At 71.4% G+C, this 18,138-nt stretch carries 16 protein-coding genes; 6 read left to right on the top strand and 10 right to left on the bottom strand.

Annotated features, from left to right (window positions below):
* Positions 1–217 precede the first annotated feature (217 nt).
* Entirely contained in the window at positions 218–1,027 is an 810-nt protein-coding gene (locus tag ACH4DZ_RS18160) for an SDR family oxidoreductase (RefSeq protein ID WP_398288125.1), read from the bottom strand.
* 145 nt (positions 1,028–1,172) lie between these two features.
* Between ACH4DZ_RS18160 and ACH4DZ_RS18155 the strand changes: the two genes are divergently transcribed.
* Entirely contained in the window at positions 1,173–2,819 is a 1,647-nt protein-coding gene (locus tag ACH4DZ_RS18155; RefSeq protein ID WP_398288124.1) for an alkaline phosphatase D family protein, read from the top strand.
* 97 nt (positions 2,820–2,916) lie between these two features.
* Here the strand turns inward: ACH4DZ_RS18155 and ACH4DZ_RS18150 are convergent, their stop codons facing one another.
* Entirely contained in the window at positions 2,917–3,960 is a 1,044-nt protein-coding gene (locus ACH4DZ_RS18150) for a Gfo/Idh/MocA family protein (protein ID WP_398288123.1), read from the bottom strand.
* Between the two features lie 123 nt (positions 3,961–4,083).
* Here ACH4DZ_RS18150 and ACH4DZ_RS18145 point away from each other — a divergent pair, with 123 nt between their 5' ends.
* The 4 genes from ACH4DZ_RS18145 (at position 4,084) to ACH4DZ_RS18130 (ending at position 8,556) form a co-directional block, all read left to right on the top strand.
* Positions 4,084–5,475 carry a multidrug effflux MFS transporter gene (locus ACH4DZ_RS18145; RefSeq protein ID WP_398288122.1) on the top strand — a complete coding sequence of 464 codons (1,392 nt, stop codon included), beginning with the start codon at positions 4,084–4,086 and terminating at the stop codon, positions 5,473–5,475.
* On the top strand, positions 5,448–6,605 hold the full coding sequence (locus tag ACH4DZ_RS18140) for a serine hydrolase domain-containing protein (protein WP_398288314.1): 1,158 nt from the start codon (positions 5,448–5,450) through the stop codon (positions 6,603–6,605). Before ACH4DZ_RS18145 ends, ACH4DZ_RS18140 begins: the two co-directional genes overlap by 28 nt.
* Positions 6,606–6,669: 64 nt before the next feature.
* Positions 6,670–7,671: a small ribosomal subunit Rsm22 family protein gene (locus tag ACH4DZ_RS18135; protein WP_398288121.1), complete on the top strand. Its 1,002-nt coding sequence runs from the start codon at positions 6,670–6,672 to the stop codon at positions 7,669–7,671.
* Between the two features lie 273 nt (positions 7,672–7,944).
* Positions 7,945–8,556, top strand: a complete 612-nt coding sequence (locus ACH4DZ_RS18130; protein WP_398288120.1) for a TetR/AcrR family transcriptional regulator — start codon at positions 7,945–7,947, stop codon at positions 8,554–8,556.
* Here ACH4DZ_RS18130 and ACH4DZ_RS18125 read toward each other — a convergent pair.
* Positions 8,535–9,395 carry a glycerophosphodiester phosphodiesterase gene (locus ACH4DZ_RS18125; RefSeq protein WP_398288119.1) on the bottom strand — a complete coding sequence of 287 codons (861 nt, stop codon included), beginning with the start codon at positions 9,393–9,395 and terminating at the stop codon, positions 8,535–8,537. The two genes, ACH4DZ_RS18130 and ACH4DZ_RS18125, sit on opposite strands and share 22 nt — an antisense overlap.
* A 169-nt stretch (positions 9,396–9,564) precedes the next feature.
* On the opposite strand from ACH4DZ_RS18125, the gene ACH4DZ_RS18120 reads away from it, so the two are divergent.
* Complete coding sequence (locus ACH4DZ_RS18120) at positions 9,565–10,296, top strand: bifunctional DNA primase/polymerase (RefSeq protein ID WP_398288118.1); 732 nt, start codon at positions 9,565–9,567, stop codon at positions 10,294–10,296.
* Between the two features lie 201 nt (positions 10,297–10,497).
* Here the strand turns inward: ACH4DZ_RS18120 and ACH4DZ_RS18115 are convergent, their stop codons facing one another.
* The 7 genes from ACH4DZ_RS18115 to ACH4DZ_RS18085 all read right to left on the bottom strand — a co-directional run bounded on the left by ACH4DZ_RS18115 (position 10,498) and on the right by ACH4DZ_RS18085 (position 18,133).
* Positions 10,498–11,520: a hypothetical protein gene (locus tag ACH4DZ_RS18115; protein WP_398288117.1), complete on the bottom strand. Its 1,023-nt coding sequence runs from the start codon at positions 11,518–11,520 to the stop codon at positions 10,498–10,500.
* A 152-nt stretch (positions 11,521–11,672) separates the two neighbouring features.
* A complete protein-coding gene (gene efeU, locus ACH4DZ_RS18110) occupies positions 11,673–12,521 on the bottom strand; it encodes an iron uptake transporter permease EfeU (protein WP_398288116.1) in 849 nt (282 codons plus the stop codon).
* A gap of 3 nt (positions 12,522–12,524) precedes the next feature.
* Positions 12,525–13,841 carry an iron uptake transporter deferrochelatase/peroxidase subunit gene (efeB, locus tag ACH4DZ_RS18105; protein ID WP_398288115.1) on the bottom strand — a complete coding sequence of 439 codons (1,317 nt, stop codon included), beginning with the start codon at positions 13,839–13,841 and terminating at the stop codon, positions 12,525–12,527.
* A 9-nt stretch (positions 13,842–13,850) separates the two neighbouring features.
* Positions 13,851–15,011 carry an iron uptake system protein EfeO gene (efeO, locus tag ACH4DZ_RS18100; protein WP_398288114.1) on the bottom strand — a complete coding sequence of 387 codons (1,161 nt, stop codon included), beginning with the start codon at positions 15,009–15,011 and terminating at the stop codon, positions 13,851–13,853.
* Between the two features lie 184 nt (positions 15,012–15,195).
* A complete protein-coding gene (locus tag ACH4DZ_RS18095; RefSeq protein ID WP_398288113.1) occupies positions 15,196–16,032 on the bottom strand; it encodes a heme ABC transporter ATP-binding protein in 837 nt (278 codons plus the stop codon).
* Complete coding sequence (locus ACH4DZ_RS18090; protein WP_398288112.1) at positions 16,029–17,144, bottom strand: FecCD family ABC transporter permease; 1,116 nt, start codon at positions 17,142–17,144, stop codon at positions 16,029–16,031. Before ACH4DZ_RS18090 ends, ACH4DZ_RS18095 begins: the two co-directional genes overlap by 4 nt.
* Positions 17,141–18,133 (bottom strand): hemin ABC transporter substrate-binding protein, encoded by a 993-nt coding sequence (locus ACH4DZ_RS18085; RefSeq protein WP_398288313.1) that lies wholly within the window; start codon positions 18,131–18,133, stop codon positions 17,141–17,143. The genes ACH4DZ_RS18090 and ACH4DZ_RS18085 overlap by 4 nt, the downstream gene beginning before the upstream one ends.
* Between the last annotated feature and the right edge of the window lie 5 nt (positions 18,134–18,138).

Here is an 18,138-nt window from a genome sequence, read left to right as displayed (position 1 = left end):
ACAAGCTATGGACGAACCTTTGAGACACCCTGAGTAGGGAATGTGTAGGACCTGAGAATGCGGTCCCGGGAGTCAGAATCGCGTAAGACAGCTGATTCCTGACCGACTCAGGGCCAGTTGCCAGGAAAGGGGTGTTGCCTTGCGCCTTTCAGGGGCGCGGGGCTGTGACATCTGCGGCTCTGCCGCGTGGGCGCGACCGGCCTCCACGGACCCGCGGCTACCCCCGCCCCACATACGGCATGCCGCTCGCGAGCACCGTCGCGAACTGCACGTTGGCCTCCAGCGGCAGCTCCGCCATGTGCCGAACGGTCCGCGCCACATCCCCCACGTCCATCACCGGCTCCGCGGCCACCTCCCCGTTCGCCTGCAGGGCGCCGGTCGTCATCCGCGAGGTCATGTCCGTCGCCGCGTTCCCGATGTCGATCTGCCCGCAGACGACCCCGTACGGCCGTCCGTCCAGCGACAGCGACTTCGTGAGGCCGGTCAGCGCGTGCTTCGTAGCCGTGTACGCCGCCGACCGCGGCCGGGGCGTGTGCGCCGAGATCGAGCCATTGTTGATGATCCTCCCGCCCTGCGGATCCTGCTCCTTCATCTGCCGGTAGGCCGCCTGCGCGCACAGGAACGCCCCGTCGAGATTCGTACCGACCACGTGCCGCCAGGCCTCGTACGGCAGGTCCTCGAACGGCACGTTGCCGGGTCCGAACGTGCCGGCGTTGTTGAAGAGCAGGTCCAAGCGGCCGAAGCGGTTCCGGGTAGCGGCGAAGAGCGCGGCCACCTCTTCCGGCCGTGAGACGTCGGTGCGTACGCACAACGACGTGCTGTCTTTCCCGGCGGGCTCCTCGGCGGCTCCGGGCGACACGTCCGCGAGGGCCGCCCCCGCGAGCGCCGCCGTCTCCTCCAGCCGCTCCGCGCGGCGGCCGGCGAGCGTCACCGACCAGCCGGTACGCAGCAGTTCGACGGCCACGGCACGGCCGATTCCCGAGCCCGCGCCTGTCACGATCGCGATCTTCGTCCGATGAGCGTTCATGGCCCCGCAGCGTACGGGAGGCCCTGGTCGACAGTCCGCCATATGGACCTCATCCGTCCGACATCTGACTGTTGTGTACGTGACGGTCCACCGTTGACTCTGGCCACTCCAATTCCTTGTACAACAACCGTCAGGGGAAGGCCAGATGACATCCACCGGCCACCAGCAACCGTCGCAGCACGCCCCCGAACTCCGCGCCGCCGCCCGTCACCTCGGGCGCCGCCGGCTTTTCACCGTCACCGGCGCGGCCGCCGTGCTCGCGTTCGCCACCAACCTGCCGACCGCGGGTGTGGCGGCAGCCGCCGAGTACGACGCGGCGAAGATCACCGACGACCCCTTCACCCTGGGCGTCGCCTCCGGCGACCCGCAGGCCACCTCCGTGCTGCTGTGGACCCGACTCGCCCCCACCCCGTACCAGGCGGACTCCGGGCTGCCCCCGGAACGCGTCGTCGTGCACTGGGAGCTTGCCCGCGACGAACAGTTCCGCCACGTCGTCAGACGGGGGGCGACCTTCGCCCACCCCGAGTTCCACCACTCCGTGCATGTCGAGGTCGGCCACCTCGACTCCGACCGGGTCTTCTACTACCGCTTCAGGACGGGCAGCTGGATCAGCGAGACCGGCCGGACCCGCACCGCACCCTCGTCCCGCGCGCGCGTCGACGAGCTGCGGCTCGCCGCGGTCTCCTGCCAGGCCTACCACGACGGGTACTTCACCGCGTACGGCCATCTCGCCGAGGACGACGTCGACGTGGTCTTCCACGTCGGCGACTACCTCTACGAGTACGCGGTCGACTCCGTGGGCGGCGCCCGCAACTACACCGACCGCGTGCTGCCCGACCTCTTCAACCACGAGACCATCACGCTGGAGGACTACCGCCTGCGGTACGCCCTCTACAAGACCGACCCCGACCTGCGGGCCGTGCACGCCGCCCACCCCTTCGTGGTCACCTGGGACGACCACGAGATCGAGAACAACTACGCGGACGGCATACCCGAGAACTCCGTACCGCCGGAGGAGTTCCTGCTGCGGCGCGCCGCCGGGTACCGCGCCTACTGGGAGAACCTGCCGCTGCGCCGCCCGCAGCGGCCCGAGGGCCCCGACATGCGGATGTACCGCCGGCTGAACTGGGGCCGGCTCGCGCAGTTCGACATCCTCGACACCCGGCAGTACCGCTCCGACCAGGCGTACGGGGACGGGGCGGACGTTCCCGGCCCCGAGACGGACGATCCGGCGCGCACGATCACCGGCGCGGCGCAGGAGCGGTGGCTGCTGGACGGGTGGCAGGACTCGCGGGCGCTGTGGAACGTCGTTCCGCAGCAGGTCATCTTCTCCCAGCGGAAGTTCGACCTGGCCGTGCCGTCCCGGGTGTCCATGGACGCGTGGGACGGCTACCGGGCCTCGCGGGGGCGGGTGCTGGCCGGTGCGGAGGCGGCCGGGGTCGAGAACCTGATGGTGTTCACCGGGGACGTCCATGTCGCGTACGCCTTCGACATCAAGGACGACTTCGACGATCCCTCGTCCCGGACGCTCGGGACGGAGATCGTGACGACCTCGATCACCAGTGGGCGGGACGGGGCGGAGCGGCCCGCCAACTGGGAGACGTACATGGCGGCGAATCCGCATCTGAAGTTCTACAACGGGCGGCGGGGTTATACGACCGTGCGGCTCGGGAGGGAGTCCGCTCGGGCCGACTTCAAGACCGTGCCCGCGGTTACCACGCCTGGGGCTGCGATCAGTGTTGCGGCGTCGTTCGTCACCGAGGTGGGGGATCAGGGGCTGAAGCCGGCGTAGGGCTCCGCCCGGGGGGCCGTTTCAGGGGGGCGGGGGTGCGCGATTCGTTGTCGGCTGCGGGTCCGTCGTGGCTGGTCGCGCAGTTCCCCGCGCCCCTTCAGGGCGAAAAGCCAGAAGACTGCGCCGTTCCCCGCGCCCCTGACGCCGGTTCGCCGGGGTAGGTGACGCCTATGTCTGCCCTTACCGCGTCCAGGGTGCGCATGACCGCCAGGGTGCCGTCCAGGGGGACCAGGGGGGACTCCGTTTCGCCGGCTCGGAGGCAGCGCATCACCTCCGTCGCCTCGTGCTTGAGGCTGGCCCGGGTGCCGTCCGCCGCGTTCGCCGTGTACTCCTGCGGGTCGCGCCCGTCGCGGTGCAGGACGAAGCGGTCCGAGTGGAAGAAGCCGTACGGGATGTCGATGCGGCCCTCGGAACCGGTGACCGAGGCGGAGGTCGACGTGCCGCCGGTCAGGGAGCAATGCAGCGCGGCGAGCGCGCCGCTGTCGTACGAGAGCAGCATGCCCGTCTGGAGATCGACGCTCTCCTCCGAGAGCACCGCTCTCGCCGTCACGCCGGAGGGCTCACCGAGCAGCAGATGCGCGAACGACACCGGATAGACGCCCAGGTCGAGCAGCGCCCCGCCGCCCTGCGCCGGATCGCGCAGCCGGTGGGTGGGCGGGAACGGACCCGAGAGGCCGAAGTCGGCCTGCACCGTGCGGACCTCACCGATCGCCCCGTCGTCCACCAGCGCCTTGAGCTGCCGGACCAGCGGGTTGCAGTACATCCACATGGCCTCCATCAGGAAGCTCCCGTGCTGTTTCGCGAGGCCGACCAACTCCTCGGCCTCGCGCGCGTTCAGCGTGAACGCCTTCTCGCACAGCACGTTGCGCCCCCCCTCAAGACACAGCCCGGCCGCCGCCCGGTGCGCCGAGTGCGGAGTCGCCACGTACACGACGTCCACGTCCTCGTCCGCCGCGAGGGACTCCCAGTCGCCGTACGCCCGAGGTATCCCGAACCGCTCCGCGAACCCCTTCGCCGACTCCTCGGTGCGCGACGCCACCGCCACCACCTCGGCATCGGGCAGATCGATCAGATCCGCGGTGAACGCCGCGGCGATCCCACCGGTCGCCAGCACACCCCACCGCACGCGTTCCTCAGTCATGCCCGACCCCTCGCTCCGTGCCGTCGACGCCCGCGGCGCCCTCGACCGCTTCGACCATCTGTACGAGACCACCCGTACGAGCTGAGAGCATAGGTGGCGGATCACACGGAGAGGGAGGGGCGCATGCCCGAGCGCGGCCGTACGACGCGGGACCCGGAGGGCCCGGAGACCCGCATACCCAGCGCGGCGGTGACCGAGGAGAGCGTGCTCGCCGCCTCGGCGCCGCCGGTACCGCCACCGGTCGCCCGCCGCTCCGTGGGACTCCTGGTCACGCTCATCCTCGGCGGTCTCACGGCCGTACCGCCGCTGTCCATGGACATGTACCTCCCGGCCCTCCCGGACGTCACCGACGCGCTGCACGCCTCCGCGGCCACCGTGCAACTGACGCTCACCGCGTGCCTCGCCGGTATGGCGCTCGGCCAGCTGGTCGTCGGGCCGATGAGCGACAAGTGGGGCCGCAGACGGCCGCTGATCACCGGACTGGTCGTCTACATCCTCGCCACCGCCGTCTGCGCGATCGCCCCCACCATCGAATTGCTCATCGCCTTCCGGCTGCTCCAGGGACTCGCGGGCGCCGCCGGGATCGTGATCGCCCGGGCCGTCGTACGCGACCTGTACGACGGCGTGGACATGGCGCGGTTCTTCTCCACGCTCATGCTGATCTCCGGAGTCGCGCCGATCATCGCGCCGCTCATCGGCGGCCAGGTGCTGCGGATCACCGACTGGCGGGGCGTCTTCTACATCCTGACCGTCATCGGCATCGGGCTCACCGCCGTCGTCTGGCGGCTGCTGCCCGAGACGCTCCCGCCCGCCGAGCGCCATGACGGCGGCACGGTCGAAGCCCTGCGCACCATGCGCGGACTGCTCGCCGACCGCGTCTTCACCGGCTACATGCTCACCGGCGGCTTCGCGTTCGCGGCGCTCTTCGCGTACATCTCCGCGTCGCCGTTCGTGGTCCAGGAGATCTACGGCGCCTCCCCGCAGACGTACAGCATCCTCTTCGGCGTCAACTCCGTCGGCCTGGTGATCGTCGGCCAGGTCAACGGCAAGATCCTCGTCGGCCGGGTCAGCCTCGACAAGGTGCTCGCGGTCGGCCTCGCGGTCATCACCGTCGCGTCGGCCGCGCTGCTCCTGATGTCGGCCGGGGCGTTCGGCGAGGTGGGGCTGGTCCCGATCGCGGTCGGACTCTTCGTCCTCATGTCGGCGATGAGCCTGTGCATGCCCAACACCAACGCGCTCGCCCTCATGCGCACCCGGCACTCGGCGGGCTCCGCGTCCGCCCTGCTCGGCACGTCCTCGTTCCTCGTCGGCGCGGCCGCGACACCCCTGGTGGGCATCGCCGGGGAACACACGGCCGTCCCGATGGCCGTCGTCCAGCTCGCGTGTTCACTGGTGGCCGTCGGCTGCTTCATGGCACTGTGCCGTCCCTGGCGGAAACAGCCGCACACACGGACGAACGTGAAGCCGAACGTGACACCGGACGTGACATCGAACGTGAAGGGAGCGGGCAGCTGAGCGCACCGAGACTGCGCCCCGGCACGGCGGAACGTGCCGGGCTCGACCCCGGAGAACTCGACGCTCTGGTACGGGAGTTCCGCGCGATCACCGTCGGGTACCGGCCCTGGGCCGCGGGCGCCGTACTGGTCGCCGGACGCGGGCCCGTGATCGCCGTCGAGGAGGCGGCGGGCTGGGCGGTGCGCTACCGCGCGTACGACGAGGACGCGGACGCGGGCGTGGAACTGCCGCGCGGCGAACGCGTGCCGATGACCGTCCGCACACCCTTCGACCTGGCGTCCCTCACGAAGCTCTTCACGAGCGTCGCCGCCGTGCAGCAGCTGGAGCGCGGCACGCTGGGCATCGACGCGCGCGTGGGGGCGTACCTGCCGGGCCTCGCCGCCGCCGCCGAGTACGGCATCACCGTGCGGCACCTGCTCACCCACACCTCCGGGCTGCGGCCCGAACTCCCGCTGTACGACTGCGCGGACGACAGGGCACGGTTCGCCCTGCTGCGGGCCGAGAAACCGGTGACGGCGCCGGGCGCCGCGTACGGCTACTCGGACCTCAACATGCTGCTGCTCCAGCAGGTCCTGGAACGGATCACCCGGCGCCCGCTGGACGCCCTCGTCCGGGACGGGATCACCCGGCCGCTCGGCATGACCGACACCGCCTTCGGCCCCTGCCCCGGCGCTGCCGCCACCGAGGACCAGCGGCGGCCCTGGGCCAAGGCCGACCGGGGCATGCTGCGGGGCACGGTCCACGACGAGAACGCGTGGGCGCTCGGCGGGGTCGCGGGGCACGCCGGCCTCTTCTCGACGGCTGCCGACCTCGCCGTCTTCTGCCGCACCCTCCTCGCGGGCGGCTCCTACGGCACCGCCCGGATCCTCGGCCCCGACTACGTCGAACTGCTCCTCTCACCGCCCGGCCTCGGCTTCGCCCTCGACCAGCCGTCGTTCATGGGCGCCCTCGCCGGCCACGGAGCCGCGGGCCACACGGGCTTCACGGGTACGTCGCTGGTGATGGACCCTTCGACGGACACGTTCCTGGTGCTCCTGGCGAACACGGTCCATCCGCGCCGCCGGCCCGCGGACCACGGACCCCGCGCGGCGGCGGCCACGCGGCTGGCGAGGGCGGTCCGCGGGGCCTGAGCGGTGGGCCGGCGGTGGGCCGGTGGTGGACCGGGGCGGTGGGCGGTGCTCGTAGACTTCCTTCGTGACCGCCCCCGTTTCCCCAGCTGAGACCTTGCGCGCGGCCCTCGCGGGCCTGCTCGACGGACTGCCGCCCAAGGTGGCCGCGCAGGCCGTCGACCGGCTGATCGCGAACTACCGGGGCACCACCCCGACCGACGCCCCGATCCTGCGCGACCGCGCGGACGTGGCCGCGTACGCCGCGTACCGGATGCCCGCGACCTTCGAGGCCGTACGGGCCGCGCTCGCCGCCTTCGCGGACGTCGTGCCCGAGTGGGTGCCGGGCAGCCACGTGGACGTGGGGGGCGGCACGGGCGCGGCGACCTGGGCCGTGAACGCCACCTGGCCAGGGGAGCGGCCGGTGACCGTGCTCGACTGGGCCGAGCCCGCGCTCGTCCTCGGGCGTGAACTCGCTTCCGCCAGCCCGCAGTTGCGGTCCGCCGAGTGGCGCCGCTCCCGGATCGGGGCGGAGCTCGCGCTGCCGGACGCCGACCTCGTCACCGTGTCGTACGTCCTCGGCGAGCTGACCGAGGCGGGCCGCGGTGCCGTCGTGGACGCCGCGGTGGCCGCCGCGCGGGCCGTCGTGATCATCGAGCCCGGGACGCCGGACGGGTACGCCCGCGTCATCGCGGCCCGGGACCGGCTGATCGCCGCCGGGTTCTCCGTCGCCGCGCCCTGTCCGCACAGCGGCGCCTGTCCGATCGTGCCGGGGGAGGACTGGTGTCACTTCTCTGCTCGGGTGAGCCGGTCCTCGTTGCATCGGCAGGTGAAGGGGGGCTCGTTGGCGTACGAGGACGAGAAGTTCAGCTATGTCGCCGCGACGCGGTTGTCCGCGGCTCCGGTGGCTCCGGTGGCTTCGAGGGTGGTGCGGCGGCCGCAGATCCGTAAGGGGCAGGTTCTGCTGGACCTGTGTGAGGTGGGGGGTGGGTTGCGCCGTTCCACCGTGACGAAACGGCACGGGCTCCTCTACAAGGAGGCCCGGGATGCGGCCTGGGGAGACGGGTGGCCGCCGCGGGAGCCCCGATAGGGGCGTTTTCTCGCCCCCGCCGCCCCTACCCTTCCCGTCACTGCATGGGGGCTGCGCCCCCTCGCCCCCCTTGTCGCGCTGCGCGCTCGTCCTCAAACGCCGGACGGGCTGAAGAGTTGCGGACCGTCCGCGAATCTTTCAGCCGTCCGGCGTTTGAGGACCGGGGGTTCGGGGGCAGCGCCCCCGAGTACGTGACGGGAAGGGTAGGGGCGGCGGGGGCGAGGACAGGCTTGGCGAGACGGGGCGTCTTGTTGTGCTGGTAGTTTCGGGGGTATGCCTCCCGACTCCACCCGCCGCAGCGAGAAATCCCGCCGCGCGATCTACGCCGCCGCCCTCACCCTCGTCGCAGAGGTCGGCTACCCGAAAACCACCATCGAGGCCATCGCGGCCCGCGCGGGCGTCGGCAAGCAGACCATCTACCGGTGGTGGTCGTCGAAGGCCGAGGTCCTCATGGAGGCCTTCGTCGACCTGGGCGCCCAGGCGGCGGAGGCGGCCGGCGGGGACTGGGCGGAAACGGACGGCATCCCCGACACCGGCGACCTGGAGGCCGACCTCAAGACCGTCCTGCGCGCCACCGTCGACGAGCTGAACGACCCGCGCTACGAGGCCCCGGCCCGCGCGCTCGCCGCGGAGGGCGTGGGCAACCCCGCCTTCGCGAAGGAGTTCGTCGCCACCCTGCTCCTGCCCTCGCTGGAACTGTACGTACGACGCCTGCGGACAGCCCAGGACGCCGGCCAGGTGCGCGCGGACGTGGACCCGTACATCGCGCGCGACCTGTTCGTCTCGCCCCTCGCCCAGCGCTGGCTGCAGGGCACCGGACCGCTCGACCACGCCTTCGCGGACAAGCTGGTCGAGTACGCCCTCTACGGCATCGCCCCTCGCTGACCCCAGGCCCGGACCCGTACCCGGGCCAGCCGTCCCGGGGCGTCCGTGATGATCCCGTCGCAGCCGAGCGCGAGGGCGCGGTCGCGCTGCGCCGGGGTCACCACCGTGTGCGCCCACACCCGGGGGATGCCGGACCGGACGGCCCGTACGAGATCGTGGTCGCGGGCCTTGTGGTCCACGTCCAGGACGTCCACGAACGGCCGCCACCGCCCGGGCCGGTCGGTACGCATCTGGTGCGCCGAACGCCACAGCTGCGCGAGGAGGCCGAGGCGGTGGGTGCGCAGGGCCACGGCGGGATGGTTGGAGTTGACCAGCACCGAACGGGTCAGACCGCGTTCCCTGAGCATGGCGGCGATGGCCCTCAGGCTCCGCGGGTCCTTGGCCTCCAGCATCAGCACCACCCGCCCGCCGAACCGGTCCAGCACCTCGGCGAGCGTCGGCGGCCGTTCCGAACGCCAGCTCCCGGGCAGCGCGTCCCTGGGGCGCAGCCGGACCCCCTGCCAGTCCCGCCGGTCGAGCGCGTGCACCGGGCCGCCCATGTAGGTCGTGCGGTTCAGGGTGGCGTCGTGCATGACCACCATCGTCCCGTCGCGCAGCATCCGGGTGTCCAGGTCGAGCACCTGGGCCGTCCCGCGCTCGTACGCCGTCATAAGGCCCGTCATGCTGTTCTCCGGAACCTCGCGGGCGCCGCCGCGGTGTGCCGTGTAGACGACGCGGGGCAGCGCCGCCACCGTCAGGGGGCCGGCGCCCCATTCCACCGGGGTGATCGCCCCGCTCTGTCCCACGAGAGCCAGTGACGTGAGGCCGGCGATACCCGTCAGCGCAGTCCGTGTGACCATGCCGACACCGTAGGCGGGCATATCGTGTCAAAGTACGCAATGACACTCGATCACTGCCCCGGGCGGGCATCACCCCACCTACCCCGGATGTGGGCTCCGGCCCCCCGGAGCGCAGGATGGTGGGAGCATGAGGCATGCTGTCCGCACAACAGCCAGGCGAGGGCAATATATGAGCGCAGAGACGGGCCGCCGCTCCGGCGGGCAGGGCAGGATCTCCCAGTGGTTGCGCGGTCGGCGCCCACGGACGGACGCCGCGGACGACTCCGCGAGCCGTGAGGAACTGCTGCTGGCCGCCGCCGGAGCCGGGCTGCCGCTCGCGCCCGCCGCCCATCCCTCCGCCTACCGGTGTTCCTGTGACCGCGTCGGGTGTCCGACCCCCGCGCGCCACCCCGTTTCCTTTGCCTGGCAGACGCAGTCCACGACCGACCGGGCGCAGATCGAGCGGTGGGCCCGGCATCAGCCGCTCGCCAACTTCATCACCGCGACCGGCATGGTGCACGACGTGCTGGACGTACCGGTGGAGGCCGGGCAGGAGGCGCTGGAGCGGTTGCTCGGCTCCGGGATCGAGGTCGGTCCTGTCGCGCTGTCCGGGGACGACCGGATGCTCTTCTTCACCGCCACGCGCGGTACGCCCGAGGACGAGGACGAGTGGTGGCCGTGCGAGCTGGACTGCCATCCCGAGACGATGGACGAGCATCCGGGGCTGCGGTGGCACTGCCGTGGGTCGTATGTGCTGGTGCCGCCGGCCCGGTTGCCGGGGGAGCTTGTGGTGGAGTGGCTGCGGGGGCCTGAGCATCCGTTGCCGGATCCGTTGTCCTTGCTGGAAGTGCTGACGGATGAATGTGCGCGGTATGCGGGGGAGGAGCGGGAGCAGGTCGCGGCTTGGCCGTTGCGGGGGTGACTCCGTCGGGGGCGGTTGTTCTTCTGCGGGTGCGTCGTGGCTGGTCGCGCAGTTCCCCGCGCCCCTAAAGGCAAAAGATGCGCCGTTCCCCGCGCCCCTTGAAAGCGACAAGATTGCGCCGTTCCCCGCGCCCCTAAAGGCAAAAGACTGCGCCGTTCCCCGCGCCCCTGAAGGCAAAAGACTGCGCCGTTCCCCGCGCCCCTATTCGCCCTTTGCCGCCGTCAGGCCCTGGATTCGGCTCAGGAATTTCACCCGTTGGTCCGAGGCCGACTTCGGGGGGTCCAGGACCGCCTGGTTGGAGGTGGACTCCAGGGTCAGGGACTGTTTGGGGTCGCCGGTCATCAGGGCCTTGACGTCGGCGTTGGTGACGTTGATCGGGACGCCCGGGGCCGCCGTCTGCTTCTGGTAGTGGCGGGTGGTGAAGAAGACGAGGGCGCCGCCGTCCGCCGTGCGCAGACCGACCGGGGCGTAGTCGCCGGACGTCAGCGGCTCGTCGATGTACTGCTGGGCGAGCCCCGGACGCGCCGCGCTCTTCGCCCGGTCGGAGCGCCACTTCGTGGTGTGGGCGCCGTCCGCGAAGGTACTGCCGCCGTCCTTGAGGTAGGTCGCGTACCGCTGGGGGAGTTTCCCGGGGGCGACCGCCAGATCCGCCGCGTTCGCCGTGACCGGCTCGGCCCAGCCGTCCTCGTTCTTCCTGAACGCCGGTATCTCCTTGGCGGAGGAGATCGTCAGATACGCGACCTGCCACACCTCGTCCGCGTCGCCGCGGGTGAACACCATCAGCCAACGGTCCTCGGGGCGGCCCTTGTTGGCCTTCGAGTCGGTGACGAACCAGCGCGGCCAGCCGGCCTTCTCCGGGATGGTGAAGTCGGTGTCGGTGAGCTTGAGCGGCACATAGCCGGCGTTGCCGCCCGGCTGGTTCTTGCCGCCGGCCTTCAGCTTCGCCCCGTCGATGTCCCCGAGGGCGCCGGTGACCCGGTCCGCGTCCAGGGACGGGTCGTTGGCCCCGTTCGCCTTGTTGTAGTCGGCGGTGAAGTCGCGCAGGGCACGTGCGGCCTCGCTCTTCGTGGCCCCGGGGAGGATCTCCCGTTCGCCGTGCACCACCACGCACCCGCTCGCCGTCACCGACAGCACGGTCACGGAGGCCGCCGTCAGCGCGCTCCGGCCGAGTCCGCGAGGCCTACGAGGCCCAGGAGACTTCCGAGGGCTGCGATCCCTGCTCATCGAGTCCCTTCACCTTTCCCGTCCCGAATCCCGGTCCGCGAACCCCGGTTCCCCTCCCGGTTTCCGATCCCGGTTTCCCGGAGGCGAACCCTACCGGGGCCGGGAAGCGCCCGGGCGGCGGGATGACGTACCGAGCCCTTCGCGCGCCGGTCCTACGCGTCCTCGCGCAGGGGGGTCGGGGACTTGGCCCCGCTCCCGCCGGACCGCGAGGGCGCCAGGAAGAACGCCAGCGTCGGCACCAGGTACAGGAGCCACACGACCACCTGGACGACGGTCGGGTCGGGCTGGAAGTTGAGGACGCCCTTCAGGAGCGTGCCGTACCAGCTGTCCGGGGGGATGGTCTCGCTGATGTCGAAGGCCTTGTTCGTCAGGCCCGGCAGGAAGTCGGCCTCCTGGAGGTCGTGCACACCGTACGCGAGGACGCCCGCGGCCACGACGACCAGCATGCCGCCGGTCCAGGTGAAGAACTTGGCGAGGTTGATACGGACCGTGCCCCGGTAGAAGAGGTAGCCGAGCACGACCGCGGTCAGGATGCCCAGCAGCACACCGATCAACGGGCCCTGGGTGCCGTCGTTCGACGCGCGCACGGACGCCCACACGAACAGGGCCGTCTCCAGGCCCTCCCGTCCGACGGCCAGGAAGGCGGTCGCCACCAGCGCGCCCGTGCCCATCAGCAGGGCCGCGTCGAGTCTGCCGTGCAGTTCGGCCTTCAGGTGCCGCGCGGTGCGGCGCATCCAGAAGACCATCCACGTCACCAGGCCGACCGCGATGATCGACAGCGAGCCGCCGAGCGCCTCCTGTGCCTCGAACGTCAGCTCCTGGGAGCCGAATTCGAGCGCGAAACCGAAGCCGAGGGCGAGCACGACGGCGACCGCGATGCCGATCCAGATGGGCTTCAGGGCGTCCCGGCGGTCCGTCTTCACCAGATAGGCGATGAGGATGCAGACCACGAGGCTCGCCTCAAGACCTTCGCGCAGGCCGATCAGATAGTTGCCGAACACGGCCTACGCCTCCTTGGGCTCGGGTGAAGCACCGGGGTTCCCGGCGAACAGGGCCCGGCCCCACCAGTCGTCCTTGTCGCGGACGCCCGGCGGGATCGCGAACACCGCGGAACCCACGTGCTGGATGTACTCGTTGAGCGCGTCGGCCGCCAGGCTGCGCTGCACCGGGATGAAGCCCTTGCGCACATCGCGCTGGTACGCGAGGAAGAACAGGCCCGCGTCGAGGCGGCCCAGCCCGTCCGTGCCGTCCGTGAAGGAGTAGCCGCGGCGCAGGAGCGTGGCCCCGGCGTTGGTGTCGGGGTGTGCGAGCCGCACGTGCGCGTCGGGCAGCATCGCCTTCAGGAACGGCTTGTCCCGCTCCTTGGCCCTGCCGACGGGAGCGCCTTCGCCCTTGTCGCGGCCGAAGATGTCCTCCTGCTCCTGGAGGGAGGTCCGGTCCCAGGTCTCGATGTTCATCCGGATGCGCCGGGCCACGAGGTACGAGCCCCCGGCCATCCACGCCGAGTTCGCCCCGCCGTCCTTGTCCTCGACCCACACGAACTTCTTCAGGCGGTCCGTCTCGGTCCCCGCGATGTTGCGGGTGCCGTCCTTGAACCCCATGAGGTTACGAGGGGTCTGGGCGTCCGGGGTCGTCGACGAGGTCTTGCCGAAGCCCAGTTGCGACCAGCGGATGACGACCTTGCCGAAGCCGATCCTGGCCAGGTTGCGGATCGCGTGCACGGCGACCTGCGGGTCGTCCGCGCAGGCCTGCACGCACAGGTCCCCTCCGCTGCGCGCGCGGTCGAGGTTGTCGCCGGCGAACTTCGGCAGATCGACGAGGGCTTCGGGCCGCCGGCCGGAGAGGTCGAACTTCCCGAAGAGGGAGGGGCCGAAGCCGATGGTGAGGGTCAGCCGTGACGGTGTGAGGCCGAGCGCCTCCCCGGTGTCGTCCGGCGGCGCCTCGGCGAGACCGCCGTACGCGCCCTCGCCGACCGCCCGCCCGGCGGTCATCCGCCGGGCCGCCCCGGTCCAGTCCTTCAGCAGCTGGACGAACGCGGCCCGGTCGGTCGTCTTCACGTCGAAGGCGGCGAAGTGCAGCCGGTCCTGCACCGGGGTGGCGATGCCCGCCTGGTGCGTACCGTGGAAGGCGATCTCGCCGCCCGCCCCGGCCGCGGCCGGTTCGGCGTCGTCGCCCGAGCGGGCCACCGCCACCGCACCACCGGCCGCGGCGGCGCCCAGCGCGAGCCCGGCACCGCCCCAGCCGATCAGGGAACGCCGGGAGGGGGCGGCCGGTGTGCTCTCCTCGGCCGCGGTGGCTTCCCCGGCGGGGGTGTCCGTCATGGCCGGTCCCTACTTCGCCGCGACGACGGCGGCGGCGAGCTTGGACAGCGGCTCCGCGAGCGCGTTCACCGCGTCCGAGAGCTCCTTCTGGTCCGCCTTGGAGACCTTGTCGTACGAGGTGAAGTCGTACGAGGTCTTGTCCTTACGGTAGGTGTCCAGCAGCGTGTCGAGCGCCGCGAACTGCTTGTCCAGTTCGGTGACCAGCGCCGCGTCGTTCTCCTTCGCCACCGGCTTCAGCAGCTCGTACGACTTCTCGGCGCCCTCGACGTTCGCCTTGAAGTCGACCAGGTCGGTGTGCGAGTAGCGCTCCTCCTCGCCGGTGACCTTGCCGGTGGCGACCTCGTCGAGGAGTTCCTTGGCGCCGTTGGCCATCGAGGTCGGGGTGATCTCCGCCTTGCCGACGCGGTTCTGCCAGTCGGTGAGGTCCTTGATCAGCTGGTCGGCCAGCGCGGAGTCCCGGTCGGTGAGCTTCTTGTCCTTCCACAGCGAGCGCTCCAGGCGGTGCCAGCCCGTCCAGTCCTTCTCCAGGTCCTGGCCCTCCTCCAGACCGTCCTCGCGCAGGTCGACCTTCGGATCGATGTCACCGAACGACTCGGCGACCGGCTCGGTGCGCTCCCAGCCGATGCGCGAGGTGGCGTACGCCTTCTTGGCGGCCTCGATGTCACCGGCCTTGACGGCGTCCGTGAAGACCTTGGTCCTGGGCAGCGTCTCGTCGGCCTGCTCCTGCGCGTACTGCCGGTAGGAGGCGACCGCCGCGTCCAGGCGCGGGTCGCGCTTCGCGGCCTTGCCGCCGCCGGTGACCGTGACGTCCTGGCGAATGCCCTTGCCCTTCATACCGGGCTTGCAGGCGATCCGGTAGTCGCCCGCCTTCACCTCGGCGGTGACCTTCTGGCGGGTGCCGGGGCCTATGTTCTCGCGCTCGGTGACGATCCGGTCGTCGGGGAAGAGGAGGTAGACCTCGGTGACCTTGGAGCCCTTGTTGGTCACGTCGATCTGGACGTGACCGGCCGGGAACTCCTTCTTCGACACCTCGCACCCGGTGTCCGTGGCCGTCACCTCGACGACGTGGTCGTCGCTCGACGCGTCGCTCTTCTCGGTGCAGCCGGTGACAGCGGCCAGCGCGACCGCGGTCGCGGCAGCGGTGACGACGGAGAGTCGGACGGCTCGCATACAGGCTCCAAGAGGTTCACGGGACACAGGAAAGGCACAGACGCTGAGTGAGGCTGCCCTAACTTATCTGAGGCTTACCTGACTGAAAGCCGCCCGTCCAGTGATTCAGCTCTCATGGACGCCGTACGAGCACGGCCCGGTCACGGAGGTGCTATCCACCCCCCACGAAACGGTCAAAGACGGGTCAAGAACCCCTGACAGGGGCCACCATGACCCCGCCCGTGCGCGGGTGGGGGAACACCTCCACCGGCTGTTTGTAGACGTCCGAAAGGAGTCGGTCGGTGAAGACCTCCGAGGGCGCCCCGTCGGCCACCGCGCGCCCGGCGCACAGGATCACCACCCGGTGCGCGTACGCCGCCGCGAGACCCAGATCGTGCAACACCACGACCACCGCGTCCCCTTCACGCGCCCTTTCGCGACAGACCCGCAGCACCAACTCCTGGTGCCTGAGGTCCAGTGCGGCCGTCGGCTCGTCGAGCAGCAGCAGCCGGGCCCGCTGGGCGAGCACCCGGGCGAGCGCGACCCTGGCCCGCTCGCCGCCGCTGAGCGCGGAGAAGGGCCGGCCCGTGAATTCGGTGACCTCGGTCGCCGCCATGGCCGACGCCACCGCCGTGTCGTCCTCGGCCTCCTCGGGCCGGCCGGCCCAGGGCGCCCGCCCCATCCGTACGACCTCCTCGACCGGGAAGGGGAAGGAGAGCGAGGCGGACTGGGGAAGCACCGCCCGGCGCAGGGCCAGTTCGTGCGCCGACCAGTCGGACACCGGGCGCCCGTGGACCCGTACGACACCCTCGGCCGCCGGGAGGTCGGCGGCGAGCGCGCCCAACAGGGTGGACTTCCCCGCTCCGTTGGGGCCGACGAGCGCCAGCACCTCACCGGCGCGGGCTTCGACGTCCACGCCGGACAGCACCTCGCGGGCGCCGAGCCGGACGCGCAGCGCCTCGGCCCCGGCGAGTACGTCACCGGCGGCCACGGGTCCGGGCGGCACGATCCCCGTACGGAGCCATCCCCTGCGCTTCCTCATGCCCAGCCTCCCTGCCTGCGACGGGTCCTGCGCAGCAGCCAGAAGAAGAACGGGCTGCCGAAGAGAGCGGTCAGCACACCGAGCGGCAGCTCGGCGGGCTCGGCGACGGTACGCGCCGCGAGGTCGCCCGCGAGCAGCACGACCGCACCGCCCAGCGCGCTGCCGGGGACGAGGAAGCGGTGGCCGGGCCCCGCGAGCATGCGCAGCAGATGGGGGACGACGAGGCCCACGAAGCCGATGACCCCGGAGACGCTCACGGCCGCGGCCGTCAGCAGGGCCACCACCAGGACCAGCACGATACGAAGCCGTTCGACGTCCACGCCGAGATGCCGGGCCGGGCGCTCGCCGAGCGCCAGCAGATCCAACTTGCGTGCGTACAACGGCGCGACGGCGAGACCGGCCACCGCGCACGGCAGTACCGCCAGCACCTTCGGCCAGGTCGCCTGGGAGAGCGAGCCGAGCTGCCAGAAGGTGATCTGGTTCACCGCGGCGGTGTCCGCCAGGAAGATGAACAGGCCGATCAGCGCGCCCGCGAAGGCGTTCACCGCGATACCGGTGAGGATCAGCGTCACGACCTCGGTACGGCCGCCCGAGCGGGACGTCGAGTACACGAGCAGGGCGGTGCCGAGCCCCGCGACGAAGGCGAAGACCGGGATCGTCCAGGTGCCCAGGAAGCTCAGGCCGAGCGAGATCGCGGCGACCGCGCCGACCGCCGCGCCCGACGAGACGCCGATGACGCCCGGTTCGGCGAGCGGATTGCCGAACACGCCCTGCATCAGCGCGCCCGCGCAGCCCAGCGAGGCACCGACGAGCAGCGCGAGCACGATCCGCGGGAAGCGCACGTTCCACAGCACGGACTCGGGGACACGGGCCAGTTCGTCACCGCCGAGACCCGCGCGGTGCGTGACGGAGGAGAGGACGTCACCGGGCGGGATCTCGTACGCGCCGAGGCCGGCGGAGGCGAGGGTGAGGAGCAGAAGAAGGGCGGCCAGCCCGACCGTGAGCAGCCAGGTGACACCCCGGCGGGGCCGCGGGGGGAGGGCGGCGGCGGGCTGTCCCCCGGCGGGAGGGGCCTCGGAGGCCTGGGGCACGGCCTTGTCGGTCACGCTCACTTCGTGTCCCCGTACAACTGGCCGACGATGGACTTCAGTACGGCGTCCGTGCGGGGCCCGTAGTTGAGGAGTACGCCGTCCTCGACGGAGACGACCCGGCGGTCCATCCCGGCGGGGGTCTGGGCGACGCCCGGAATCCTGACCAGGCCGTCGATGCCGCCGACGGACTCAAGTCCCTTCGACATGACGAGGATCGCGTCGGGAGCCGCCTGGGCGAGGGCCTCCGTGGTGATCGCGGTGAAGTCCTTCTTCAGGCCCGACTCCGCGCCCGCGTCCACGGCGCCCGCCGCTTCGAGCAGCGAGGTGGCCCCCGAGCCCTTGCCCCCGATCAGATAGACGGACGCGGAGCCGCGGAGGTAGAGGAAGGCGACGCGCGGTTCGTCCGTCTTCTTCGGAACGTCCTTGCGCACGGCGGCGATCCGCTCCTCCGAACGCTTCGTGAGCTCCTCGCCCGCGGCCGGTACGCCGAGGGCGCGGGCCACGGCCTGGATGCGTGGGCCCACGTCGTCGAGGCCCTGGGCCGGGTCGACGACGAGGACGGGTATGCCCGCGTCGCGGATCTGGCCCATCGCCTCCGCGGGCCCGGTGGTGGCCTCGGCGAGCACCAGATCGGGCTTGAGGGACAGCACGCTCTCCGCGGAGACGTCGTGGTTGCGGGTGACCACCGGCAGCTTCTCCGCCTGCGTGAAGGTGGCGGTGATGTCACGGGCGACGACCCGGTCGCCGAGGCCGAGGGTGAAGACGATCTCGCTGAGGCTGCCGGAGAGCGGAACGACGCGTTCGGCGTCCTTGACCGTGAAGTCGTGGCCGTCGGCCGACCGCACGGTGACCGGAAGTCGAGGCTCCGGTGTGTCGGCGAGCGGCTCGACGCGATCGGCCGCGGCGCCGGCCCCGGCGGCCTTCGCGGCAGGCTCGGAGGTCGCCTCGGGGGAGGCGCACCCCGCCACCACAAGCACCGCGAGCAGCGCACCCGTCACTCGTACCCGCATACGTC

It is taken from the genome of Streptomyces sp. NPDC017991 (assembly GCF_044328075.1).
Taxonomy (GTDB): Bacteria; Actinomycetota; Actinomycetes; order Streptomycetales; family Streptomycetaceae; genus Streptomyces.
This window is presented reverse-complemented; position numbering and strand designations above follow the sequence as displayed.